At 42.6% G+C, this 18,538-nt stretch carries 17 protein-coding genes and 1 pseudogene; 7 read left to right on the top strand and 11 right to left on the bottom strand.

The genetic code is table 11. The features are described 5' to 3' along the window. Positions 1-64: 64 nt before the first annotated feature. Positions 65-643: an RNA polymerase sigma factor gene (locus tag FW415_RS00585; protein WP_148382376.1), complete on the bottom strand. Its 579-nt coding sequence runs from the start codon at positions 641-643 to the stop codon at positions 65-67. Positions 644-1,416: 773 nt separating this feature from the next. Between FW415_RS00585 and FW415_RS00590 the strand changes: the two genes are divergently transcribed. The 3 genes from FW415_RS00590 to FW415_RS00600 all read left to right on the top strand — a co-directional run bounded on the left by FW415_RS00590 (position 1,417) and on the right by FW415_RS00600 (position 4,886). After that, entirely contained in the window at positions 1,417-1,956 is a 540-nt protein-coding gene (locus tag FW415_RS00590; protein ID WP_148382377.1) for an RNA polymerase sigma factor, read from the top strand. Positions 1,957-2,009: 53 nt separating this feature from the next. After that, positions 2,010-3,140: a FecR domain-containing protein gene (locus FW415_RS00595; protein ID WP_148382378.1), complete on the top strand. Its 1,131-nt coding sequence runs from the start codon at positions 2,010-2,012 to the stop codon at positions 3,138-3,140. Positions 3,141-3,998: 858 nt separating this feature from the next. After that, the gene (locus tag FW415_RS00600) at positions 3,999-4,886 is read left to right on the top strand and encodes a T9SS type A sorting domain-containing protein (RefSeq protein ID WP_148382379.1); all 888 of its coding nucleotides are present in this window, start codon (positions 3,999-4,001) and stop codon (positions 4,884-4,886) included. 8 nt (positions 4,887-4,894) lie between these two features. Here FW415_RS00600 and FW415_RS25650 read toward each other — a convergent pair whose 3' ends face one another. Both FW415_RS25650 and FW415_RS00610 read right to left on the bottom strand, forming a co-directional pair. Beyond that, positions 4,895-5,017, bottom strand: a complete 123-nt coding sequence (locus tag FW415_RS25650) for a glutaminyl-peptide cyclotransferase (RefSeq protein WP_148382380.1) — start codon at positions 5,015-5,017, stop codon at positions 4,895-4,897. Then, positions 5,018-5,398, bottom strand: a complete 381-nt coding sequence (locus FW415_RS00610) for a hypothetical protein (protein WP_148382381.1) — start codon at positions 5,396-5,398, stop codon at positions 5,018-5,020. A gap of 1,139 nt (positions 5,399-6,537) precedes the next feature. On the opposite strand from FW415_RS00610, the gene FW415_RS00615 reads away from it, so the two are divergent. Together FW415_RS00615 and FW415_RS00620 are read left to right on the top strand one after the other, a co-directional pair. Then, complete coding sequence (locus tag FW415_RS00615; RefSeq protein WP_148382382.1) at positions 6,538-7,671, top strand: TlpA disulfide reductase family protein; 1,134 nt, start codon at positions 6,538-6,540, stop codon at positions 7,669-7,671. Between the two features lie 225 nt (positions 7,672-7,896). Further along, positions 7,897-9,201 carry a redoxin domain-containing protein gene (locus FW415_RS00620; protein ID WP_148382383.1) on the top strand — a complete coding sequence of 435 codons (1,305 nt, stop codon included), beginning with the start codon at positions 7,897-7,899 and terminating at the stop codon, positions 9,199-9,201. 85 nt (positions 9,202-9,286) lie between these two features. Here the strand turns inward: FW415_RS00620 and FW415_RS00625 are convergent, their stop codons facing one another. From FW415_RS00625 to FW415_RS25660, 5 genes and pseudogenes are all read right to left on the bottom strand, one after another. Continuing rightward, positions 9,287-9,661, bottom strand: coding sequence for a hypothetical protein (locus FW415_RS00625; RefSeq protein ID WP_148382384.1), 375 nt, complete (start codon positions 9,659-9,661; stop codon positions 9,287-9,289). Positions 9,662-9,775: 114 nt separating this feature from the next. Beyond that, positions 9,776-10,252 carry a MauE/DoxX family redox-associated membrane protein gene (locus FW415_RS25655; protein ID WP_148382385.1) on the bottom strand — a complete coding sequence of 159 codons (477 nt, stop codon included), beginning with the start codon at positions 10,250-10,252 and terminating at the stop codon, positions 9,776-9,778. Between the two features lie 52 nt (positions 10,253-10,304). Further along, positions 10,305-10,694 carry a hypothetical protein gene (locus tag FW415_RS00635; protein WP_148382386.1) on the bottom strand — a complete coding sequence of 130 codons (390 nt, stop codon included), beginning with the start codon at positions 10,692-10,694 and terminating at the stop codon, positions 10,305-10,307. Between the two features lie 228 nt (positions 10,695-10,922). After that, complete coding sequence (locus FW415_RS00640; RefSeq protein ID WP_246858869.1) at positions 10,923-11,993, bottom strand: NUMOD1 domain-containing DNA-binding protein; 1,071 nt, start codon at positions 11,991-11,993, stop codon at positions 10,923-10,925. 96 nt (positions 11,994-12,089) lie between these two features. Next, positions 12,090-12,221 (bottom strand): annotated as a pseudogene (locus tag FW415_RS25660) (NUMOD4 domain-containing protein); the annotation flags it as partial. A gap of 561 nt (positions 12,222-12,782) precedes the next feature. On the opposite strand from FW415_RS25660, the gene FW415_RS00645 reads away from it, so the two are divergent. Together FW415_RS00645 and FW415_RS00650 are read left to right on the top strand one after the other, a co-directional pair. After that, positions 12,783-13,835, top strand: coding sequence for a hypothetical protein (locus tag FW415_RS00645; protein WP_148382388.1), 1,053 nt, complete (start codon positions 12,783-12,785; stop codon positions 13,833-13,835). Positions 13,836-13,839: 4 nt separating this feature from the next. Then, the gene (locus FW415_RS00650) at positions 13,840-14,049 is read left to right on the top strand and encodes a hypothetical protein (protein ID WP_148382389.1); all 210 of its coding nucleotides are present in this window, start codon (positions 13,840-13,842) and stop codon (positions 14,047-14,049) included. Between the two features lie 256 nt (positions 14,050-14,305). Here FW415_RS00650 and FW415_RS00655 read toward each other — a convergent pair whose 3' ends face one another. The 3 genes from FW415_RS00655 to mobC all read right to left on the bottom strand — a co-directional run bounded on the left by FW415_RS00655 (position 14,306) and on the right by mobC (position 18,507). Further along, positions 14,306-14,923 carry a DUF6166 domain-containing protein gene (locus tag FW415_RS00655; RefSeq protein WP_148382390.1) on the bottom strand — a complete coding sequence of 206 codons (618 nt, stop codon included), beginning with the start codon at positions 14,921-14,923 and terminating at the stop codon, positions 14,306-14,308. A gap of 139 nt (positions 14,924-15,062) precedes the next feature. Continuing rightward, the gene (locus FW415_RS00660) at positions 15,063-16,433 is read right to left on the bottom strand and encodes a hypothetical protein (RefSeq protein WP_148382391.1); all 1,371 of its coding nucleotides are present in this window, start codon (positions 16,431-16,433) and stop codon (positions 15,063-15,065) included. 76 nt (positions 16,434-16,509) lie between these two features. Further along, positions 16,510-18,507 (bottom strand): conjugal transfer protein MobC, encoded by a 1,998-nt coding sequence (gene mobC / locus FW415_RS00665; protein ID WP_148382392.1) that lies wholly within the window; start codon positions 18,505-18,507, stop codon positions 16,510-16,512. Positions 18,508-18,538 lie beyond the last annotated feature (31 nt).

Raw genomic sequence — 18,538 nt, forward strand, 5'->3', positions numbered from 1 at the left:
ATGACACAAATATGCTATTGCGTGTATCCGTTTGAGTAGTTCTACGCAAAAAACGCCTTATTCGTCATATACAGATAAAACTTTTCAAGACCATGCTCACGCCAATTAACACTAGCAATGTCCGGCGCAAAGTCCTCATCCCAAGCTTCAGGTGTGTTTTAATACTATTTTTGGATATCCCCATGATGTCCGCGGCTTCTATGTAGCTACAGCCCTGCAGGTACACCAGCATAAAAGCCTGCTGGCGTTGCGGGCTTAATGCCGCGAGTAGGTGTTGGACTTTGTGCTGCAGCGTCATTTCATCCTTTAGGAGCTGAAGGGGATTGACATCCAGCCACAGGTCGTTGGCTGTTCGGCTATAGTTGATTTTTTGCGCCGCCTTTGCTCTTATCGCTTTCAATCTATGTAGTGCCAGGTTGTGCGCTGACCGAGCTATATAGGAGCGCAGGTCGAGCACCTTGCTCCACCCCTTAAACTCTAATAGCTTAACGAAGAGCTCCTGCACCACATCCTCCGCCTCCAAATCATCGTGCAGTATGGCATGTGCGTGGGTCAGCATGCGTGTGTAATGTTTTTCAAACAGCCATTCGAAAGCATCGGCATTGTGCTTCGCTAATTCTCGAACAATAATAGCATCTTCCATAGAGACCCCTTGGTTATATCACAAGTTTAGTTACAGTTGTTACACAGTATTCCTTGACATTTTGCCTGATTGTTTGGTGCTGATGTGGTTGGCTTAACTACGTTGGAGAAAAAAAACGAAAAACCTGTGAAGAAGAGCAGTATCATCAAAATGATAGTTCTGCCAGCAATTTGACCATAAATCTTGTAAAAAAATTATTAATTATTTGTTAAAAGCGGGTTAATGAGAAAAATTCTGGTTATTCCTTCCTGCCGCAACAAATAAGCATCCATTTCTTGCAAAACCCTTACTGGTACAGGCATTTTGCGAGTAGCGTACCTACTTTTGAAAAAAAATATCGCAAAATGTTCCCCCTTCCTTCACCCAATGCACTCCCGTTTTTCATCTTCTTATAGATCAGCTATTTTTATTAACTGGCAGGGAGCGCTTCCCCATTGGTAAAACCTTTACACATGTTCATAAAAAGCAAAAGAGAGCTCAACCTCCTATTCATTACACATAGCCAGTTGGTCGATCTGGCCGGGCTATTTCGCGCCCGGGTGTGCCGGGAGTGCGGCTGGAGCGAAGCCACATATTACCGCCGTATGAAGATTGTCAACAAGGGGGCACTAAGCAATGCGGAAAGGGAAAAAATAAGGTCCGTTGCCATAGAGCTGGTGGGGATAATACTGACCCACTGTAGCCTGGAGCATCCTGCTAAGGCATAATATAATAATTCCGTAACTTGCCGTGCATAACGGCTACGCTCTATTTTAATTATTAAATGTGATAGGATGGACAATCATTCCCGTCCTGACCTTACGGAGGAAGCTAAGGAGGCATTTAGCACCGTATTCAGGACGCACTATAAGCTACTCTGCGCCCACGCCTACACCTTGCTCCAGGACGAGCAGGCAGCAAAGGATGCCGTGCAGCAGGCGTTTATGCTCTGTATGCAGCGGCATGCAGACATTCACTCCATAGCCTCCTATTTACATAAGGCGGTGTACCATAATTGTCTGAAAATGATTGAGTTGCGAAAAAGACAATCAAGCACCTACTTGGATGATGCATTAGCTAATAAGGAATCAGTGTACCCCGACCAGGATTTGCTGGCAGGACAAGATTTTTCGAAAGTAAGGCAGTTGGAAACGGCGTTGGAGCAGCTTCCCCGCCAGTGCAAGGAAGCCATGCGACTGGTTTATATTGAACGGAGGAAATACAATGAAGCGGCAGACATCATGGGGATATCAAAAAATAGTATAAAAACCCATTTGCGAAAAGGGATTTCTTCTTTGCGACTTTTGTTAAAAAGCCCCTTTTCTAATGCCTAATTTCACCCTTATTTATTAACAGACGCTCTAATTTGGAGAAACAAGCCCCATATATGGAGGATTTCGAGATTCGGGATTTGATTGTGATGGCACATTATGGCATCATTTCCCCTGAAGATAAGGCGCGACTGGAGGCCATTTTGGCTTCCAATGAGGAAGCGCGCGCCCTACGGGCGGAAATTGAAGCCGCTGTTCCCCAACAGCAGGCGTTGGAATTTATGGAAAGAGTAGACACAGAAAAGGCGCATGCGCAGATTTTCGATCTCCATGCTAGAAAAGTTTATAAAAGAAGCAATCGTCGGCGTTGGTTGGCTGCTGCCGCTGTAATTGCAGGCATTTTGGCAACGGGCTACTTTCTATATACGCCGAAAGTTACCGAGGGGGACCACCTGTACGCCGCTGACCATTCCGCTATAACGCTCCAGCTGGCCAATGGACAAACGATTGTACTGAAAGATTCCGGGCAGCAAATCGTTACTGCGGGCCAGGTACAGCTAACCAATACCAACAGGGCGCTAACGTTTCGACCTGAAACAGGCATGACAAAGGGCTGGAACACACTCACCGTTCCACCACGATTAGATTATCGGGTGGAACTTTCAGACGGATCTGTTGTGTGGCTCAATAGCACCTCAAAGATGCGCTTCCCTTTTGCCTTTGAGCAAGAAAAGCGAGAGGTTTATATTGAGGGTGAGGCATATTTTGAAGTGATGGCCGATTCTCAACGCCCCTTTATAGTACATGCTAACAACACCAACATCCAGGTACTTGGCACATCGTTCAACGTTAACGCCTATTTTCCTAACCGCGTGACCACTTCCCTCGTTACGGGAAAAGTTGCTTTGGAAACCGGGCAGGAAAGGATAGCCCTGTCCCCTGGCAAGGAAGCCATTATCCAAAATGGGGCAGAAAGCAAGGTGCAGAACTTCGATACCCAGATCACGCTGGGATGGAAGCAGGGGGTTCACTATTTTGAGAACGCTCCAATGCGGGAAATTGCTGAAATGATTCCACGGTGGTTTAATGAAAGGATTGTAATTGACGATTCCAAGGCAGGCGAAGCCACTTTCCGCATCAAAATCTACCGCCATCAACCCCTAAAAGAGTTTATCAACCAGATCAACAGCACGCGCACCGTTGTGCTGTATTATAAGGATGGCATCTTGCACTGCAGGTCCGTTTAAGGAACTTATGTTCAGCCATGGTCGTGTTTGAACAGTGGCAGTACCTCCGATGTGATGCTCGTTAATCAAGACGATGGCAGGTTGGTCAGAAGAACACAACCTGGAATTATTACTACCGCTATTTATGGATCATAGGCACCAGTTTTATAGGCATGGAAACAACCGTAAATATTGTCACCCTGAACGTTACCCCAATAGTTATTGTTTCCGAATAAGCAAGCTGGCAAGGCGATGCAGAATGCCTAAAAAAACTACAGTGATCCCAGTCTAACCGCTGGCGCATCTTCCTTTCCATTCTTGATAGCAATTGAAAAGGAATAGTAAACAGCCTAAGCCCGTTCAAAACGTGGTTTAATCCTAAATCATTGTACAGCAAGAGCAAAAAGCTCCATTTGGAATTTACTTTCATAAAACGGTTGGTTTAATAAACTGTCATACTACTTCTACTAAAGATGCATTTTCAATCAAAATGAGTTAATACCAATCAGTTTTATTATCATCATTAACATTTCTATAGCAAATAGTTATTCCTGGTCGAGTCTTCTGACTGACCAGAAAGGAAGGAGGACCGGAGGTTCTACAAACAATGCAGGTGCTCCGGTTGGGAAGAAGACATTAACTGGGTGGGAACACAGTCACCATATACTATCGGGATGGCATCTTGCATTGCAGATCAATATGACCCGCTGCAATATGTCCGCAGTAGAAATCATTAAATTGTAGGTAATTGGAGGTGATGGATTAGAGCTCCATTACCCGGGTAGTAATCTCCGGTAAGGATAGACGAAGGACTGCTTTTACGAGCTTGGCGTTGTACACTTTTCCTCCACTTACTACTGCCAGTCAATATATTTATTTATGATCCGCTTTGTATCCCTGATGGTTGTATCCCTTTTCTTGTATGGACAAGCATTCGCTCAGTGTAATGTAGATATGGACGAGGATGAATTTCAGCCCATATGCTACACCTGGTGGGGTATGTATGCAACAGAGCTTGCTCCGTGGGCTATCGAAGAGCCGGGCTGGTCCTACTCATGGTTACCAACAACGGGCTTGGATAATCCCAATATCCTGCATCCAATGGCAAATCCGATGACAACAACGACCTATACACTTACCGTTACTGCACCGGGATGCGGTACTTTTGTGGGGGGCACCAGCAGAGTAGAGGTGATGCCTGCTACACCAGCCATTACCCCCGCAGGACCTGTTACTTATACTTATATGGACACAAGCCTGCTGGTGCTAAAGTCCAACGCTCCATACGGAGGATGGTATAAAAATGATGTGTTAGTTCAAGGCTGCTGTAATGACTCCTTAATAGTGACCTATTCCACCAGCAGCAATGTGACCGACTACTATAGGTACTACTCCCCTTATAGCTGCGAAAGGTGGTCAAATATTGTAGAGGTGAACTATATAGGATGCGGCATATGCCGGGTTACACTACATGATACCCCGGCGGACGTGTCCGGTCAGAAAACTGACAAGGTGAAGGCAATTGGTGAATTGGCAAGTATAAAGTTGTTCCCCAACCCTGCCAGCACTCGCCTTACTATTTCCTGCAAAAACCCGATCCGTGAAGTAGAGATTATAAACATAGCTGGCGTTAGTGTAAAACGCATGCACGCAAATGGCAGCAGCCCGTATAGCTTTGGCATAGAAGATATTCCGAACGGGTACTATATATGTAGTATCAAACTGACCAGTGGGGTAAAGCAACTCCCCTTTATAGTAAAAAGGTAATATGCCTATTATTCCCTTATAGGTACGCTCAACTGACCCGCACGAAGATCAAGCTCACACAAGGTGTTCCAATACTTTCCTGTAATGTAAAAATTACCGGTTGCATGATTATAAGCGATACAATATATCAATCACTCTGTGTCTTCCAACACACAATAAATATCTTGTAGCTCATACCTCCTCAATCCTTCCCCCAAATCTATTATAGGAGCCGATGAATTTGTAGTTTCCATTACAGTAGCGCAAAAGAAGTCATCACCGGCTTCAAGTACCGTATCTATGACGTTAACACGAATAGACGCGTATTGCACAAAAGGATAATAGCTCTGGATGTAGGGAATTAAATAGCAATCAGTAGTGGAAATATTATAGGTGCTCCAACCATTGGTAAGAAGGACGTTCTTGAAGCAGTCTGTAATAGTGCGTTTCCCTAGTTTTTGTCCATTGCTAGCAACGGTTACTACGGAGATCCCCAAAGCAATGAGGAAGAGCAGTATATTGTATTTTTTCATAATTAAAAAAATTAGTGCGTATTTTCTGTCATATATGAACAAAAAACGTTTCAATAGCGTATTTTTTTACCCATCGCCAATGTCTATAACCGGTGCTTGTGAATCCTTCACTTCAATCAATGTGGCACAAAGGAAAAGTTGAGTACCACCTAAAGAAGAGTCAGGATTAATTTCTGCTGATGCATTTATTATAAATCGACACTTTCCAACTGCCGACAGAGCCGAAGAACATGAAGAATTTGTTAAGGCTACTGAATCTGTTCCATTTGTAAGTGTGATGTTGGAATAGCAACTAGTAACAACGTTTGTGCCTAGCGAACTGACTTTGCTCGCGACTGTAAACACAACTATGGTGAAGGCAGTCAGAAATAATACTGGTATGCGATATTTCGGGTCCTGGGGCATAGATTATAATTGACGAGTAACCATTTTATATCAAGTTACGACCCTTTACTGCTATTAGCCAGCAGTTTAAATGTAAAATATTCTCAGCCGTTGTTAGTCTTACAATTTAGGAAGCCGTTGTTGTGTCTTTTGAGCAATAACCTGCGCGCCAGAATAAAGCTAACAAGTGCACAGGTAGCTTTGGATATCGTCAATGATGAGTGTCACGATGTGTCAATAGGTTCTGACCAGCAATCTCACGCCAGGAGGTATATAATTAAATCGGCAATTCACCTCCCTAATTTACGCTGCTTTGCTCCGTTAGTTTCACCCCGACTTCAGTTGTTGGTCAGAACTTAGCGAAGCGATCTCACTGGCTTCGGCCAGTAACCACAAAAACGGCATCGGCGCAGGAAGTCCATAACTATGCGCCGCGGGTTCAACAAGTGAGAACCCTCTGGGACAAAATACAATATAAGTATGATTTCCTTCCTGGAATTGTCTTCTGACCGACCGGCTCCAGAAGAAGGATCAGTTGTGTTCTTTCCGTTCGGTCAGAAGACACGACCGGGGCATCCAGGTTGAACACCCAATTGACCAGTTATTTTTGCCGCTCGTCATAGAAACTCTCATTTTGCACGAATTTCATTCACCCTTTTACCCGGCTGAATTCTCTTAATTTAAGCAGCAAGGATGTAGTGAAGGCTCATTCAGCTGACTATCAATATACTATAAAGTAAAAATATAATTAAGTAATGATTATAACACAAAAAGCCTTTTTTTTCCTTCCGTTTATAGTACTTAGCCTTCCTATCCATGCTCAGGAGGCCAATTCATACACTATTACCGCACACATCGAAGGGGTGCCTGATGGCACCGAGTATTTCCTCCGTAAAAATAAAGAAGGCGGAGGGACTGATACGGTAGCCAGAGGTGCCGTAGTGAGCAACAGGCTACATATTACCGGAGCTGTTAGGGAGCCTGAGCTTCACTTTCTATTCCTGAAAGATCAAAAAGAGTATTTCCCCTTACTCCTGGAGAATGACAAGTTCAGCATACGAGGAGCTTTTACAGAATGGCCTAAGATAAAAGTAGATGGTCCTGCTCATAACAAAGAGTATCAGGAAATGAAAGCTGTTCTTAATGTGGATTTGGATAAAGCTAAGGAGCTGAAGGATGAGATTGCCAAATATTCCATGAATTTATCCGACACTGCACGATTGCGAAAACTTTACAAGGAAAGGGACTCAGTATTGAATCACTATTATGAAGTTTTACTTCCTACCGTTATAACAAAATACCCTAATAATGTTTATTCAGCTTTTCTAATCCATAAACAGCTAAAAACAAACGCGTCAGAGAAACTGAAATTTTTTAAAAAACTATCCTCCATTGTTCAGCAAAGCAAATACGGAAGGGAATTGTTGCAGGAAACCCAAATTCTAGTAAAGTCTGAAGTAGCGGGAGTAACCAATTCCGCTCCTGATTTTTCTCTACCGGCATTACAAACGGGCGAGTTGGTTTCTTTAAGGGAGTTTGCCTCTAGTAATAAGTACACGTATGTTGATTTTTGGGCTTCCTGGTGTAAACCGTGCAGGGCGCAGTTTCCAGAGTTAAAAGAGATATATAAGGAATATAGAAACAAGGGATTCAACGTGCTAGGTGTATCTATTGATAAGGATAAGGCCGCTTGGAAAAAAGCCGTAAAGGAGGAGGGGTTGGTTTGGATAAATGTATCGGACTTGAAGGGAAGCAAATCGGAGGTAAGCATCCTTTACGCATTGTCCTATATCCCTCGGTCCGTTCTGATTGACAAAAATGGAAAGATTATCGCCAGGAATATACATGGAGAAAAGCTGAAAGGGAAGTTGAAAGAACTGCTTCCTTGATTCACCATTCCTTGTCGTGTCTTCTGACCGACCAGCAAAGGAAGTTGGATCAATTATACTTTTCTCGTCAAGCGGAAGACACGACCACTACGAAAGACCGGAATGAGAAAAAGGCTAATCGCACATTTCGGAGGTGCGCTACGATAACAACAGCCGAGGCTGAGAACCACCGGCAGGTAATGAGATATACAACCTAAGTTATTTTAATAAAATCAACATAAGTATATGGCAAGGCTTCTCCCTTCATTCTTCCTTATAGTCTTATTCTTCTCATACGGAAAGGGGCAATCCAGAATCCAGCAAATAAAAGTTGGAGACAAGGTTCCTGAGTTAGTTTTTGGGAACATGAAGAACTATTATAAAGACAAGGCTAATCTAAGCGAGTTTAGAAGTAAATTGCTAATTATTGATGTATGGAATAGATGGTGCTCAAGTTGCATAAACGCATTTCCAAAAATGGAAAGGCTACAAAAAATATTTGAAGATAAAATAGCTATAATTCTGCTTACCGATGATCCGATTGAAGAATTCAATAAACTAAGAGAAAAATCATCTATAGTTAAAAACACCCGCTTACCATTTTCTATCGAGGACACATTAATCAATAAATTATTTCCTCACAAAGGAGTTCCCATGCATATCTGGATTGATACCACGGGAACTGCCATCGCCATAACAAGTGGATACAATACTACAGAAGGAACAATAAGAAACTATCTTAATGGCAATTTGCCTTCTATGAACAGAAGAGATAACGATATAATAGATTTTGAAAAGAAAAAACCATTATTTGCAGAAGGAAATGGCAGACAGTTAGATAAGCTCGTAGCCTATTCAACGCTTTTTGGAAGTTTAAAAAACTATCGTTTTTCTTCATCTTCATATTTACATGATTCTATTTCAAAGAAAATAATAGGCTTTCGAAAGCTGAATGCGAATTTGCCATCGCTAATATCGTTTGCCTATAATACTTCGGACATTATCCTCGATTTTCCCGAAGGGGAAAAGTATTTCAGTCCAATATCTGAAGATTCTATGAATCAGTTTGTAGAAAAATATCAGTATTCTTATGAGGTAAAATTGCCAGAAAGGTGGTATGACTCAATTTCAACTATTCAAAAGTATTTGCAGGAAGACATATGCAGATATTTTAACCTCAAAATAAAATTGGAAAACAAAAAACTACTTACTTACAACTTAATTTCAACTGGGAGCATTCACAGAATAGTTTCCAAAAACAGTAATACACAAGCTATATCTGAATTCCACCCCATCCTCATTAATCTCATTTTCAAAAATGCTCCTATATTGGCATTAACCAATGGCTTATCTTCCATCATCAACAAAAATAGACGGACAGATAAAATAGCAGTAAATAACAACACGGGATATTCAGGAAATATTGACATGGAAATTTCAATACCAGATGCATCCATATGTTCTATCAACAAAGCACTAGCAGTACACAACCTGATGCTAATCCCAAAGTATGAAGTAAAGAAAGTTGCAATTGCCCGCTTAAGGGATTAAAAAAAAAGAGGCAGCCTCCAAAAGAGGCAGCCCCTAATATCAACTTTGATTTCGCTCAAAAAGCACTGAATCACTTAAGTATGCATTAAGGCTTGTAGAAAACTTCTTTTACCTGATATCTCTTGAAACCATCGCCAAGATCAATCAAAGGAGCACTAAGGTTTTCAGTTTCTTCTATTGTGAGGCAGCAGAAATCTACAAAGCTTTCGCATTCCTCAGCTTCAGCAGGAGTTGAAGCGTTAGCGATGTAAGGGCGGGCAGCAACTTTGGCATCAGCAGTTGCAGCAGGCGTGTTTGAAGCATTGGTCAATACATCGGTAGTGCTTCCATCGGTAAGGGTTAAGACTTCAAAACAGGCTGTAATTTGTCTTTTACCGAAAGTATTAGCTTGTGACACAAGAGCCGCGCTAATAGCGAGAATGGCGATAACTGCCATGAAACTTAATTTGAACTTTTTCATGATAAAATGTTTTAAATTTGTTAAATAATAAAGGGTGAACAAGAAGCTGTTTTTACAAGACAGATTGACAAACTTGTTTATTGCGCAATAAATATTTAGAAGTGGTGAGGAGATTTACTTCCCCTTTGTCCACTTGTTTAGTCTTAATTGAATGATTAACGCAATTAAAGCCAGTAGAGTTAACACTATGTTGAGCGTCAAATGTTGGTGCCAATCAAGTGAGGAAATGACGCCCCCGCAGCTACAGGGAATGTTACGCATATAGTTTAGAACATAATACACATGCGCTGTAAAGATTAGCATCAACCCTAGGGACGCTATTAGCCCAAGTAGCTTGGTCTTTTTAACAATAAGCAATAGTGCTATGGCAATTTCTAGTAGCGGAATGAAAAAGGTGAGAAATGGCGCATATTGGCTAAAGTAAGGCAACTTTCGCAACTGAAACCGAAAGTCATAGTATTCTATAAGCTTGCTGGTACCTGTGTAAAGCCATACTATTAGGAGGATAGCGCAGATTACCTCTACGGCGAGTCGATAGATTTTTACTGTCCTCACAGGAGATTGCGGAATTGACAAGGATTTTTGCTTCATAAGATACACGTATTTATGAATTAAGGGTATAACAATTAATTATCGTATATATTCAACTATGTAATAAAAAAATCTTGCAGAATACTTCATCAACAGCATATCTTTTTAACCCGTCACCCAAGTCAATCAGTGGTGCTCTCATATCAGCAGTTTCCATTACTGTGGCACAGCAGAAAATTTCAGGATTTCCAACACATTCGTCAATTGGATCTATTACATTAGATGCACTTTGCACAAATTGATTAACCGATGCCTGGATCGTTGCCGCAGTACAGCCTAGTCCATTAAGTGGTACAGAAGATCCCATACCATTAGTAACAGTCATAGTGGCAAAGCAATCAGTTATTTGCTTCTTCCCAATGTCGCCTGCTTTTGTAGCGAATGCGAATCCAGTGGCTAGTATGGATATAAGTATGAGGTGGTTTATGCGAAAGATTTTCATGACTTTAATATTTGGAGGCACAATACAAGCAATATAGCTTTACAATTATGTTAGAAATACCATCTTGTAATCAGGTATAATATGATGTGGAATAGAATAATTGGCTATATGGTTACAAATCCTGTCTTAAGCTATTGTTGACGATCCTATGCTTTCTGCTAAATTGGTTATACGAAGCTAAGAATGCCCGGATGTAATATGACCGCAGTGAGTTTTTCTTTTTCAATATTATACCAGAGATTTTCTACTCTTTGAACTGGGGCGCCCCTTTTTAGGAGAACCAGCTATAGTTGAAACATCAATATTAATATTCATTTGATCACCCCTTCGCCAAATGTAGCCTGCAATTACTCTAGGTTTTCCCTGAATTGCGGAAGCTATAATCTGATAGCATCGTTGTACAGAATCCGCTGCGGACTTGAGGGTATTATAGCAGGCCACGGGCGTACCATTGGGTGTGAATTTGGTGACCTTAACGGCTCTTGAATAGTCACCGCGATCAGCTATATCGCGTTTGCGGCAATCCGAAAGTTCTATTTTCCGGCCATTTATTTCGATATCATTTAACTGATAGGTTTGTACACCTATATTTCCTATTTCAAGTAGATTTCCTGCTCTCCAAATATAGCCTCCGGCGTTGCCAACCAACCCTTGAATATTTTGCGAAATTGCTCGGTGTGGTATTCCAGTTATCTTTGAGGCAAGTGATTTGGCGACATAACTAGCAAGGACATTTCCCTGTAGATCGAGTTGCGTAATAGGTTTCCCCTTCTTTTGTCTATAAGAGCTCCATCTTTTTACCTGGTGATCTTGAATTTCTTTCTTGTTTATTTTATCTGCATCACCCTCCCGCCAGTAGTAACCTCCCGCGGTGCACATGTAATGCCGGACTGCATAGGAAATACTAGAATGATTGATAGCAGTTATCCGCGCAGCTTCCATAATACTTTTAAACGTAGCAATGAATTTTCCATCTTTGTCATATTGGGAAACAACTTTTCTTGATTTCATCAGGGATACCTGAAGTATCTCCATTAACTTCTGTTTGTTAGTCTGAAAATGGCTCTTCTGTCGGCCTATATCGTATGATCGGTGATTTTTCTGCGTGTAGGTGAGCAATGCCAGATTTTCTTGGCGTATATCCAATCCGTTACCATTCTTAGTGGTAATTATCAGGTTCGCATCATCCATATTAAACTTATCAATAAAGCAATAGTAAACTAACCGTGCGACTTGAAAATGATAGGTTCGGTTTTCCACTTGAATGGTTGTCTGTAACCTGAGGGTCCAGTCTTTCATCAACATGTTTCTGTCCCTGTTAACCTGGGGAGCTTTAATTATACAGGGAAAAGTGTGCGGCCGTCCCAACACATCATACATCAATCGTTCCAGGCGCTTTATTCTGCCAAAATTGGACACCTGGTACAAGCCATCGAGCCCAGGAATGTCATCCCAACATTCTCCGGGGCGGTCGTCCAGGCTTGTGTCCTTGTACGGCAAGTCTGCTAAATTGGTACTTAGGGTCATGGGTAACAGATTGGGTGGACCTAGTTTATTTCTACCATCAATTTACCCAAAACCACTGCAGCCTATATGCAGTAGAATGGCATAAATTAGAATAGTAATAGTAAATGCTAAGCAAAATTTGGATTTTTCACGCTTTTGGGAAAGGGCTGTCGATTACTCACTCGGCGGCCCTTTTCTGCTATAATCGCATACTGAGAACCTTCTCCGTTTCGTCAAGAGATTCTAGGTTGTGTCTTCGGACCAACCTGTACCTTTATTTCGGAACGATGCTGAAAATATTATTAGAGTTTTGACATGATTTCCTTCACCCTGAGGGTGAAATTTTGGGTCATTAAAATGAGGATGTGCTGTCAGGAATGGGATACTGCAGGTCGGTCAGAAGACACGACCTGGAATGTAACTCCAACAGAAAATGAGAAGAACAGACCAGCGAAACACCTGTCGAGGCCGCAAAGAGTAAGGCAGGTCGCTCAGAAGACAAGGCATGGAATCATTTAACAGATGGAATCATTTAACAGAAAGTTCGCATATATTTGTATTAAGCATAATTAAACATACGCTATGAGCAAGAAAAGTATATTCATTCCAACACCTCAGACAAAAATGACGCAATCTCAAAGACCAATCACTTCAACATTGCTTGACAAAATGGAGGACGGAAGAGAATTTGAGAGTTTATTAAAATATCAATACCAAGAGTTGAATTTTCTTAGTGAGTTGCGTAAAAGTATCAATGAGATAAAAGCAATTCGAGGGAGGGAGATAATTTGCTATGTAGCAAACGTTGTTAAGCCAAGCGCAGCTATTTCCATCGAAGATGCTGATGATTTGCCTTTTTACGAAATGGTTTCATCATTACCTGCAGATTGTAAAGAAATTGATATCGTATTAGTAACGCCCGGCGGTTATGCGCATCAAGTTGCAAAATTTGTAAATAAGCTTAGACCGCGTTTTGATAGGATAACTTTTGTACTTCTAAATAAGACTATGAGCGCTGGTACAATCTTTATTATGTCAGGTGATGAGATTATAATGTCGAACCAATCACAAATTGGTCCAGTTGATCCACAAGTGCGAACAAAGACAGGTGAATTTGTTCCTGCTCAGTCTATACTTACTTTGATAGAGGACATCAGATTAAGAGGTGATGAAGCTATAAAAAAGGGAGGCAAGCCTTCCTGGACAGATATTCAAATATTAAATGGGATAGACCCAAAAGAAATAGGCAATGCGTTGAATGCAAGCAATTATTCAATCCAATTAGTTGAGGAATATTTGCATAATTTTAAATTTAAGGATTGGAATTTGCATTCGGACGGAGTAACACCAGTTACTGCGGAGGAAAAAAAAGCGAGAGCAAATGAAATAGCCAAACTTCTTTGTGATCATAGTAAGTGGAAAAACCATGGGCATGCAATTACAAGAGAAGCTGCATGGGAGGTTTGCAAACTTAGAATAACTCATTCTGAAAGTGTTGAGGGCTTAGACAGGGCAATGAGAAGAATGTGGGCCCTTTTTTATTGGGTATTTGAAAATACTCCAATATCCAAAGCATTTATTTCGGAAAACTATTGTATCATGCGTGCTGCTAACCAGAATAATCCCAAAAATTAACACAATGGACTCCAAAATTGAATTACTTACAAGACTTGGTTTTTCCAGCGAATTCCTAAAACATATCTCTGAAGACTTTTTGGAAGACATTGAAGCATTAAAAGCAAGAGAAAACTTTGTGTTTGAGGAATTAAATGTTTTCCCTACAGAAATAGTCTATCCTGTAATTGACAAAACTCAAGAACCAGTAAATAGCTATGTAAACAAAAGCTGAACGTTAATAACTGTGCCTAATATCAGTTTACTGAAAAGCCGGGCTGATGTCTTAGGTGGTAAATCATCATTTTATAAAAATATCCTTGGCAAGACGGTTTACGTTTCCAATGTCCCGTCCATCAGTAAGCCGTCCCGTATGCTATAATATTTCGTGCCGCTACGCTTAAACACTTACCGAGGAAAAATTTGGATTTTCCGTGATTTTGAGCTAAGCTACCAAGTACACTTGGTAGCCCTTTTGTTTTTCAGGGAAATTAAGTGTGGAGAATGTGCCTTGCTAGTTTCAGAGATATTTTTTCTTTTATAGCCTTAAGGCTTTCCCCTTCCATTTCCTCACCTTCTACGATGCAGGAAGTAGAGCCATTGTGGTGTTGCCAAATATCAACTTCATGTATATTACGCTTCGTATCAATATAATAGTAGTTGAGTAATTCTTCGCTGCATCTGTAATAGTTATCCAGCAGGAAATCTGTTATGTCTATTTTTACATTCCCTGCGTAGCCGTACCAGTCCTTTACAAAGGAGTGCAGAAAAGGAGTGTATAGTTTTAGCGCGGTTTTCTGGTTATAGAATATTTTGAGGCACAACTCCAAAGCGGTGACCTTGGCATTCTCTCCATCACAGCCCCACCCAAAAGGATCTGCGAAGAAAGGTCGGAGAGCCATAGCGCGTCTTCGTTGGAGCTTCTTCCCGTTGACCCAGATTAGCCCATCCCCGCCATTTTTTGCTCTATGCACTTCAGGTATGTCATCCAGTATTGGTATCAAGTCGTCAGGATATGCATAACGAATGTCCAAGTGCAAATTGTCAATAGCCAATATACGGCCGAGGTCGGCTTTCTTAACCGGGGGCTTTTTAAGGGAATTATTCATGGTCAAACAGATTGATAACTTAGATTTAAGGTAAGTCATCCCACTGCGATAATACCGCAGTTACTGGTAACCACAAATGATCCTGCACACTATGCGCGGGACCATTGAAATATTTACAAATAACATCTCTTGTCAAACTCTAATTACATTCGCCAGCATTTGCTTCCCCGAATCCCCTTCCCGAAACGGAACCGGGAAGCTGCCGCAGATCTTCCCCCAGGTTTCCCGGATTGAGGCCGCTACCGGAGAGCCACCATCCTTTAGTGCGGGGTAAGTGAACTCCTGCAGCATCCAGCATATCCAGTACATAGTTGGCGCAATTGTACGCATCAATATGATAATCGCCGGGGGCTTGTACAGCGAAGTTTAACATGTTTTGAAGTTGCGATCCACTAATTTCCGCAGACCACTTTATATTGAAACCCCTGCCGCCATCATCACCCAGCACACCTGGCGCGGTTTTGCGACGAAGCGGGTCTATCTTTGTATGGGGGTAAAAGCCAATCGTTCTTCGGGTTGTGTGTCCGTTTACTGTCTGCTCGATGGTCAGAAAAACGTGACCAATGCCACCAAATATGGAAACCGGATCGGTTGTGCCAGCCGTAGGTTGATCCACCTGAACGGTGACAGTAGCATTTACCTGAGTAACAAAACACTTCAGGTATGCTTCTATATCATCAATCGGCTTCTTGGGCGCAAGCAAGGTTTCCGTGGGTCGGTTCACCGGTTTTATAATACCATCACCACTGCCGCCGCCACCGCCAGAACCGGTAGTACCGCCCCCACGTGGATTGGAGCCATCCGACCCACCGGGATACACGGGAATGGCATCAGTAATCCATATGATTTCGTCAATACATTCCGTAAAGAAATATTCCGGTGTTATACAATTACCGTTACCATCTCCTATACATGCCGACCAGGAGTAGCAACGGGGTACGATGATAACGCCCTGCGGTTGTATTTGCTCACGCATAGAGTGCAGCGGGAAAGCATTTTCCATTATTGCTGCCTGCTGGCCTGCAGACAAGCGGTTTGCCTGATAAGGTCTTTTGCCAAAGCCAAAATGGTTAAGGGCATTGAACAGGTGATTGATATCAGTAGCACCAGGCAGGGAGCTGACAGATGGGGGCGTCCAGTCATTCAACTGCGACCAGGAATAAAACTGGATCCGAACACTCGTATCACTCTCAACGGCCATAAACGCATGAAACAAGGAATCCTCACCTCGTTTGATAGGAACGATAAATACATCCGTTTGTCCATGGTTTCCCGTAAGGGCTTTGCCCCAATACGACATACCCAGGGGGCGAAGATGCGATAGGCAGGCGGCTTTTAGATCCGGCGTTTCCTCCATACGCTTAATAATTTCCTGAATATCGGGGTCGAGCTTTTCCATAATCTGCCACACGGGCTTGATGGATACAGGCGCATCTGCTTGGGGGGAATGAATACGATCATTCTTGCGGCATCCAAATAACAGGATTGAAAACAATAAGAGTACTTTCAACGATGGGGTAAATAAACAATGGACTGATTTCATTTTTTTTGTTCTATAATGTGAATAATTGGGGAGGAATACGGAATTATTTTTCTGGTTTTTGCTCCGGTTTTTGGATGATGAGATGGCAGAGGTCGGGGTCGTTCTTTATTCGTTCCATTTCCGTTTCGGCAATGTCGTCTATGTCGTTTTTTATGGTGATGAAATTGTTCTGCACCATCAGTGGCGTAACATTGCGTACAACAGGAAGTGGCTTGTAATTATCCTCTTCCTCTTTCAGCGCAGCATCGTCAAGCGTAAACTCTGCGCTGAAAGCTTTTAACCGGATTTTCTCATGGGGGTTATCTGCAACAGTGCCTACCATAACACCGGCGGACAGGTTGGCGATTTTTGATACGGGTACAGCATAATCGAGCTGGGTATTTTTGCTGACGCTGGTATCTGTCCGGTTAATAGAGATGTTCTCCCGCACCTGCACAATCTTCCCAATGCGTTCAGAAACAAATTTGGCACTGTCTCCGGAACATTGTCCGGCTACAATATTGCCGCAGATACTGATCAGCACATCCGCTTGTTCTTTGGAATAGTCTTTCCTGATCTGCTCAATCGACTGGACAGAAATAATAGGGGCCAGTAAATTGGATCTGCCGCTGGCCACCGTATGGTCAAGCGGTAGGTAGATCGTAGGATATTCATCGAATACCAGGCCGCATTTGATTTTCCCTTTGCGGTTAACGAGTTTCAGCATCCGGTTTCCATAAAGGGAAATTACGGCACCGTAGGTCTGTAGCTTCATCGGGTTGTTGCCACAGCACACGATTTTGGGATCATCGGGGTTGTTAATGTCCAGTGTAAAGTCCGATCCACTTAATATATAATACAGATGTGGTGAAGAAAGCTGAGCCATGCCGATCTTTGCAGAGGCGACCTGGCCTTCCAATTGTTCCAGCGCCCGGTTGAGAAAGGCGCTCACGAAGGGGTTCACAATACTTTCCAGTTCCGGTACAGACCCCAGCATAGGAAACAGTTCCTCGTAGGGCAACATTAATAACTCTATAACATGGGGCAACGTGCAGTATCTACCATCTTTATACCGCTTCAAATACCATATACAGGCTGCCACAAAATTTATTGGCGAAGCCACAAAAAATTCGCCGGTCTTACGTGCCCAGTCACGGTTTAGGCCGATAAGGATGCTTCTGCTCGCCTCCATCGCATCACTCATATCTTCCATCATGTCCGGGTCGAGCGGGTTGCAACGGTGCGACCGGGAGAGATCGTCGAAATTGATGACGTAGAAACCGGGCGGCTTTTTGTAGGTATCCTTAAATTGGAGATAGGTATTGTAAACAACTTTGGTAAGATCATCGTACTTCCAGTCGTAGCAAAAAAGCACATAGCCTTTTTGCACCATTTGCTTCAAGGCTGGAATAACAAAGTACCTGGATTTACCTCCCCCCGGACCAGAAACCAGTAAGGTGGCCCTGTAGGGATTTACAATATTCACATACATTCGCCGCACTCGACCCCGCCAGTGATAAATGGCAGGGAAATTCAGGGAATGTTCGTTGGTTATTAATTGCTCCTCCTGGGGGAAAGATTCGTTTTCCTCATTAAATATGTCCCCCTTCAGTTGTATGTTGATCAGGCGGCTGACCTTACTGCCACCAGCGAGCAAGAGGAAGTACCCAAAAGTGGTCAGCGAAATATATAAACCTGCTGTTAGTTGTGTGGAAAGCGACAGGTAGAAAAAGAGAATGCCGCCCCAGAACAACACAATCCCGCCGGTACACAGCAGGGCTACCATAGCCCGGCTGGTCTTCTCGTCTTTCTTTCCCTTCGTTCCCGTTACGCTCACAAGCAACAACAGGAGTACCAGTGCTTTGGAGATATGAATATTGCCCAGCATTTCCGTGCTGGCAATACGTAATAAAATTTTATCTGAAATACCCGAACGTAACCCTACAGCTGCAAAGGCCTCGTAACAAAAAATGTAAAAATGCAACGCCAGTAAAACCAGGCTGCCTTTTCGCAAAAAATCTGTAATGCCGCGCAGCGCCTGCGCGTTTTCGCCAGTATCCATACCACACAATTTTCCTGTTCACAACTGGGGC

Origin of the sequence: Chitinophaga sp. XS-30, assembly GCF_008086345.1 — a bacterium.
Taxonomy (GTDB): domain Bacteria; phylum Bacteroidota; class Bacteroidia; order Chitinophagales; family Chitinophagaceae; genus Chitinophaga.

What these genes read in the sequence shown, in the direction of transcription:
- FW415_RS00635 (WP_148382386.1), bottom strand. Translation starts at nt 10,694, where the DNA reads ATGAAAATCTTTCGCATAAACCACCTCATACTTATATCCATACTAGCC.
- FW415_RS00615 (WP_148382382.1), top strand. Translation starts at nt 6,538, where the DNA reads ATGATTATAACACAAAAAGCCTTTTTTTTCCTTCCGTTTATAGTACTT.
- FW415_RS00600 (WP_148382379.1), top strand. Translation starts at nt 3,999, where the DNA reads ATGATCCGCTTTGTATCCCTGATGGTTGTATCCCTTTTCTTGTATGGA.
- mobC (WP_148382392.1), bottom strand. Translation starts at nt 18,507, where the DNA reads ATGGATACTGGCGAAAACGCGCAGGCGCTGCGCGGCATTACAGATTTT.
- FW415_RS00645 (WP_148382388.1), top strand. Translation starts at nt 12,783, where the DNA reads ATGAGCAAGAAAAGTATATTCATTCCAACACCTCAGACAAAAATGACG.
- FW415_RS00625 (WP_148382384.1), bottom strand. Translation starts at nt 9,661, where the DNA reads ATGAAAAAGTTCAAATTAAGTTTCATGGCAGTTATCGCCATTCTCGCT.
- FW415_RS25655 (WP_148382385.1), bottom strand. Translation starts at nt 10,252, where the DNA reads ATGAAGCAAAAATCCTTGTCAATTCCGCAATCTCCTGTGAGGACAGTA.
- FW415_RS00585 (WP_148382376.1), bottom strand. Translation starts at nt 643, where the DNA reads ATGGAAGATGCTATTATTGTTCGAGAATTAGCGAAGCACAATGCCGAT.
- FW415_RS00595 (WP_148382378.1), top strand. Translation starts at nt 2,010, where the DNA reads ATGGAGGATTTCGAGATTCGGGATTTGATTGTGATGGCACATTATGGC.
- FW415_RS00620 (WP_148382383.1), top strand. Translation starts at nt 7,897, where the DNA reads ATGGCAAGGCTTCTCCCTTCATTCTTCCTTATAGTCTTATTCTTCTCA.
- FW415_RS00610 (WP_148382381.1), bottom strand. Translation starts at nt 5,398, where the DNA reads ATGAAAAAATACAATATACTGCTCTTCCTCATTGCTTTGGGGATCTCC.
- FW415_RS00590 (WP_148382377.1), top strand. Translation starts at nt 1,417, where the DNA reads ATGGACAATCATTCCCGTCCTGACCTTACGGAGGAAGCTAAGGAGGCA.
- FW415_RS00655 (WP_148382390.1), bottom strand. Translation starts at nt 14,923, where the DNA reads ATGAATAATTCCCTTAAAAAGCCCCCGGTTAAGAAAGCCGACCTCGGC.
- FW415_RS00650 (WP_148382389.1), top strand. Translation starts at nt 13,840, where the DNA reads ATGGACTCCAAAATTGAATTACTTACAAGACTTGGTTTTTCCAGCGAA.
- FW415_RS00640 (WP_246858869.1), bottom strand. Translation starts at nt 11,993, where the DNA reads ATGAAAGACTGGACCCTCAGGTTACAGACAACCATTCAAGTGGAAAAC.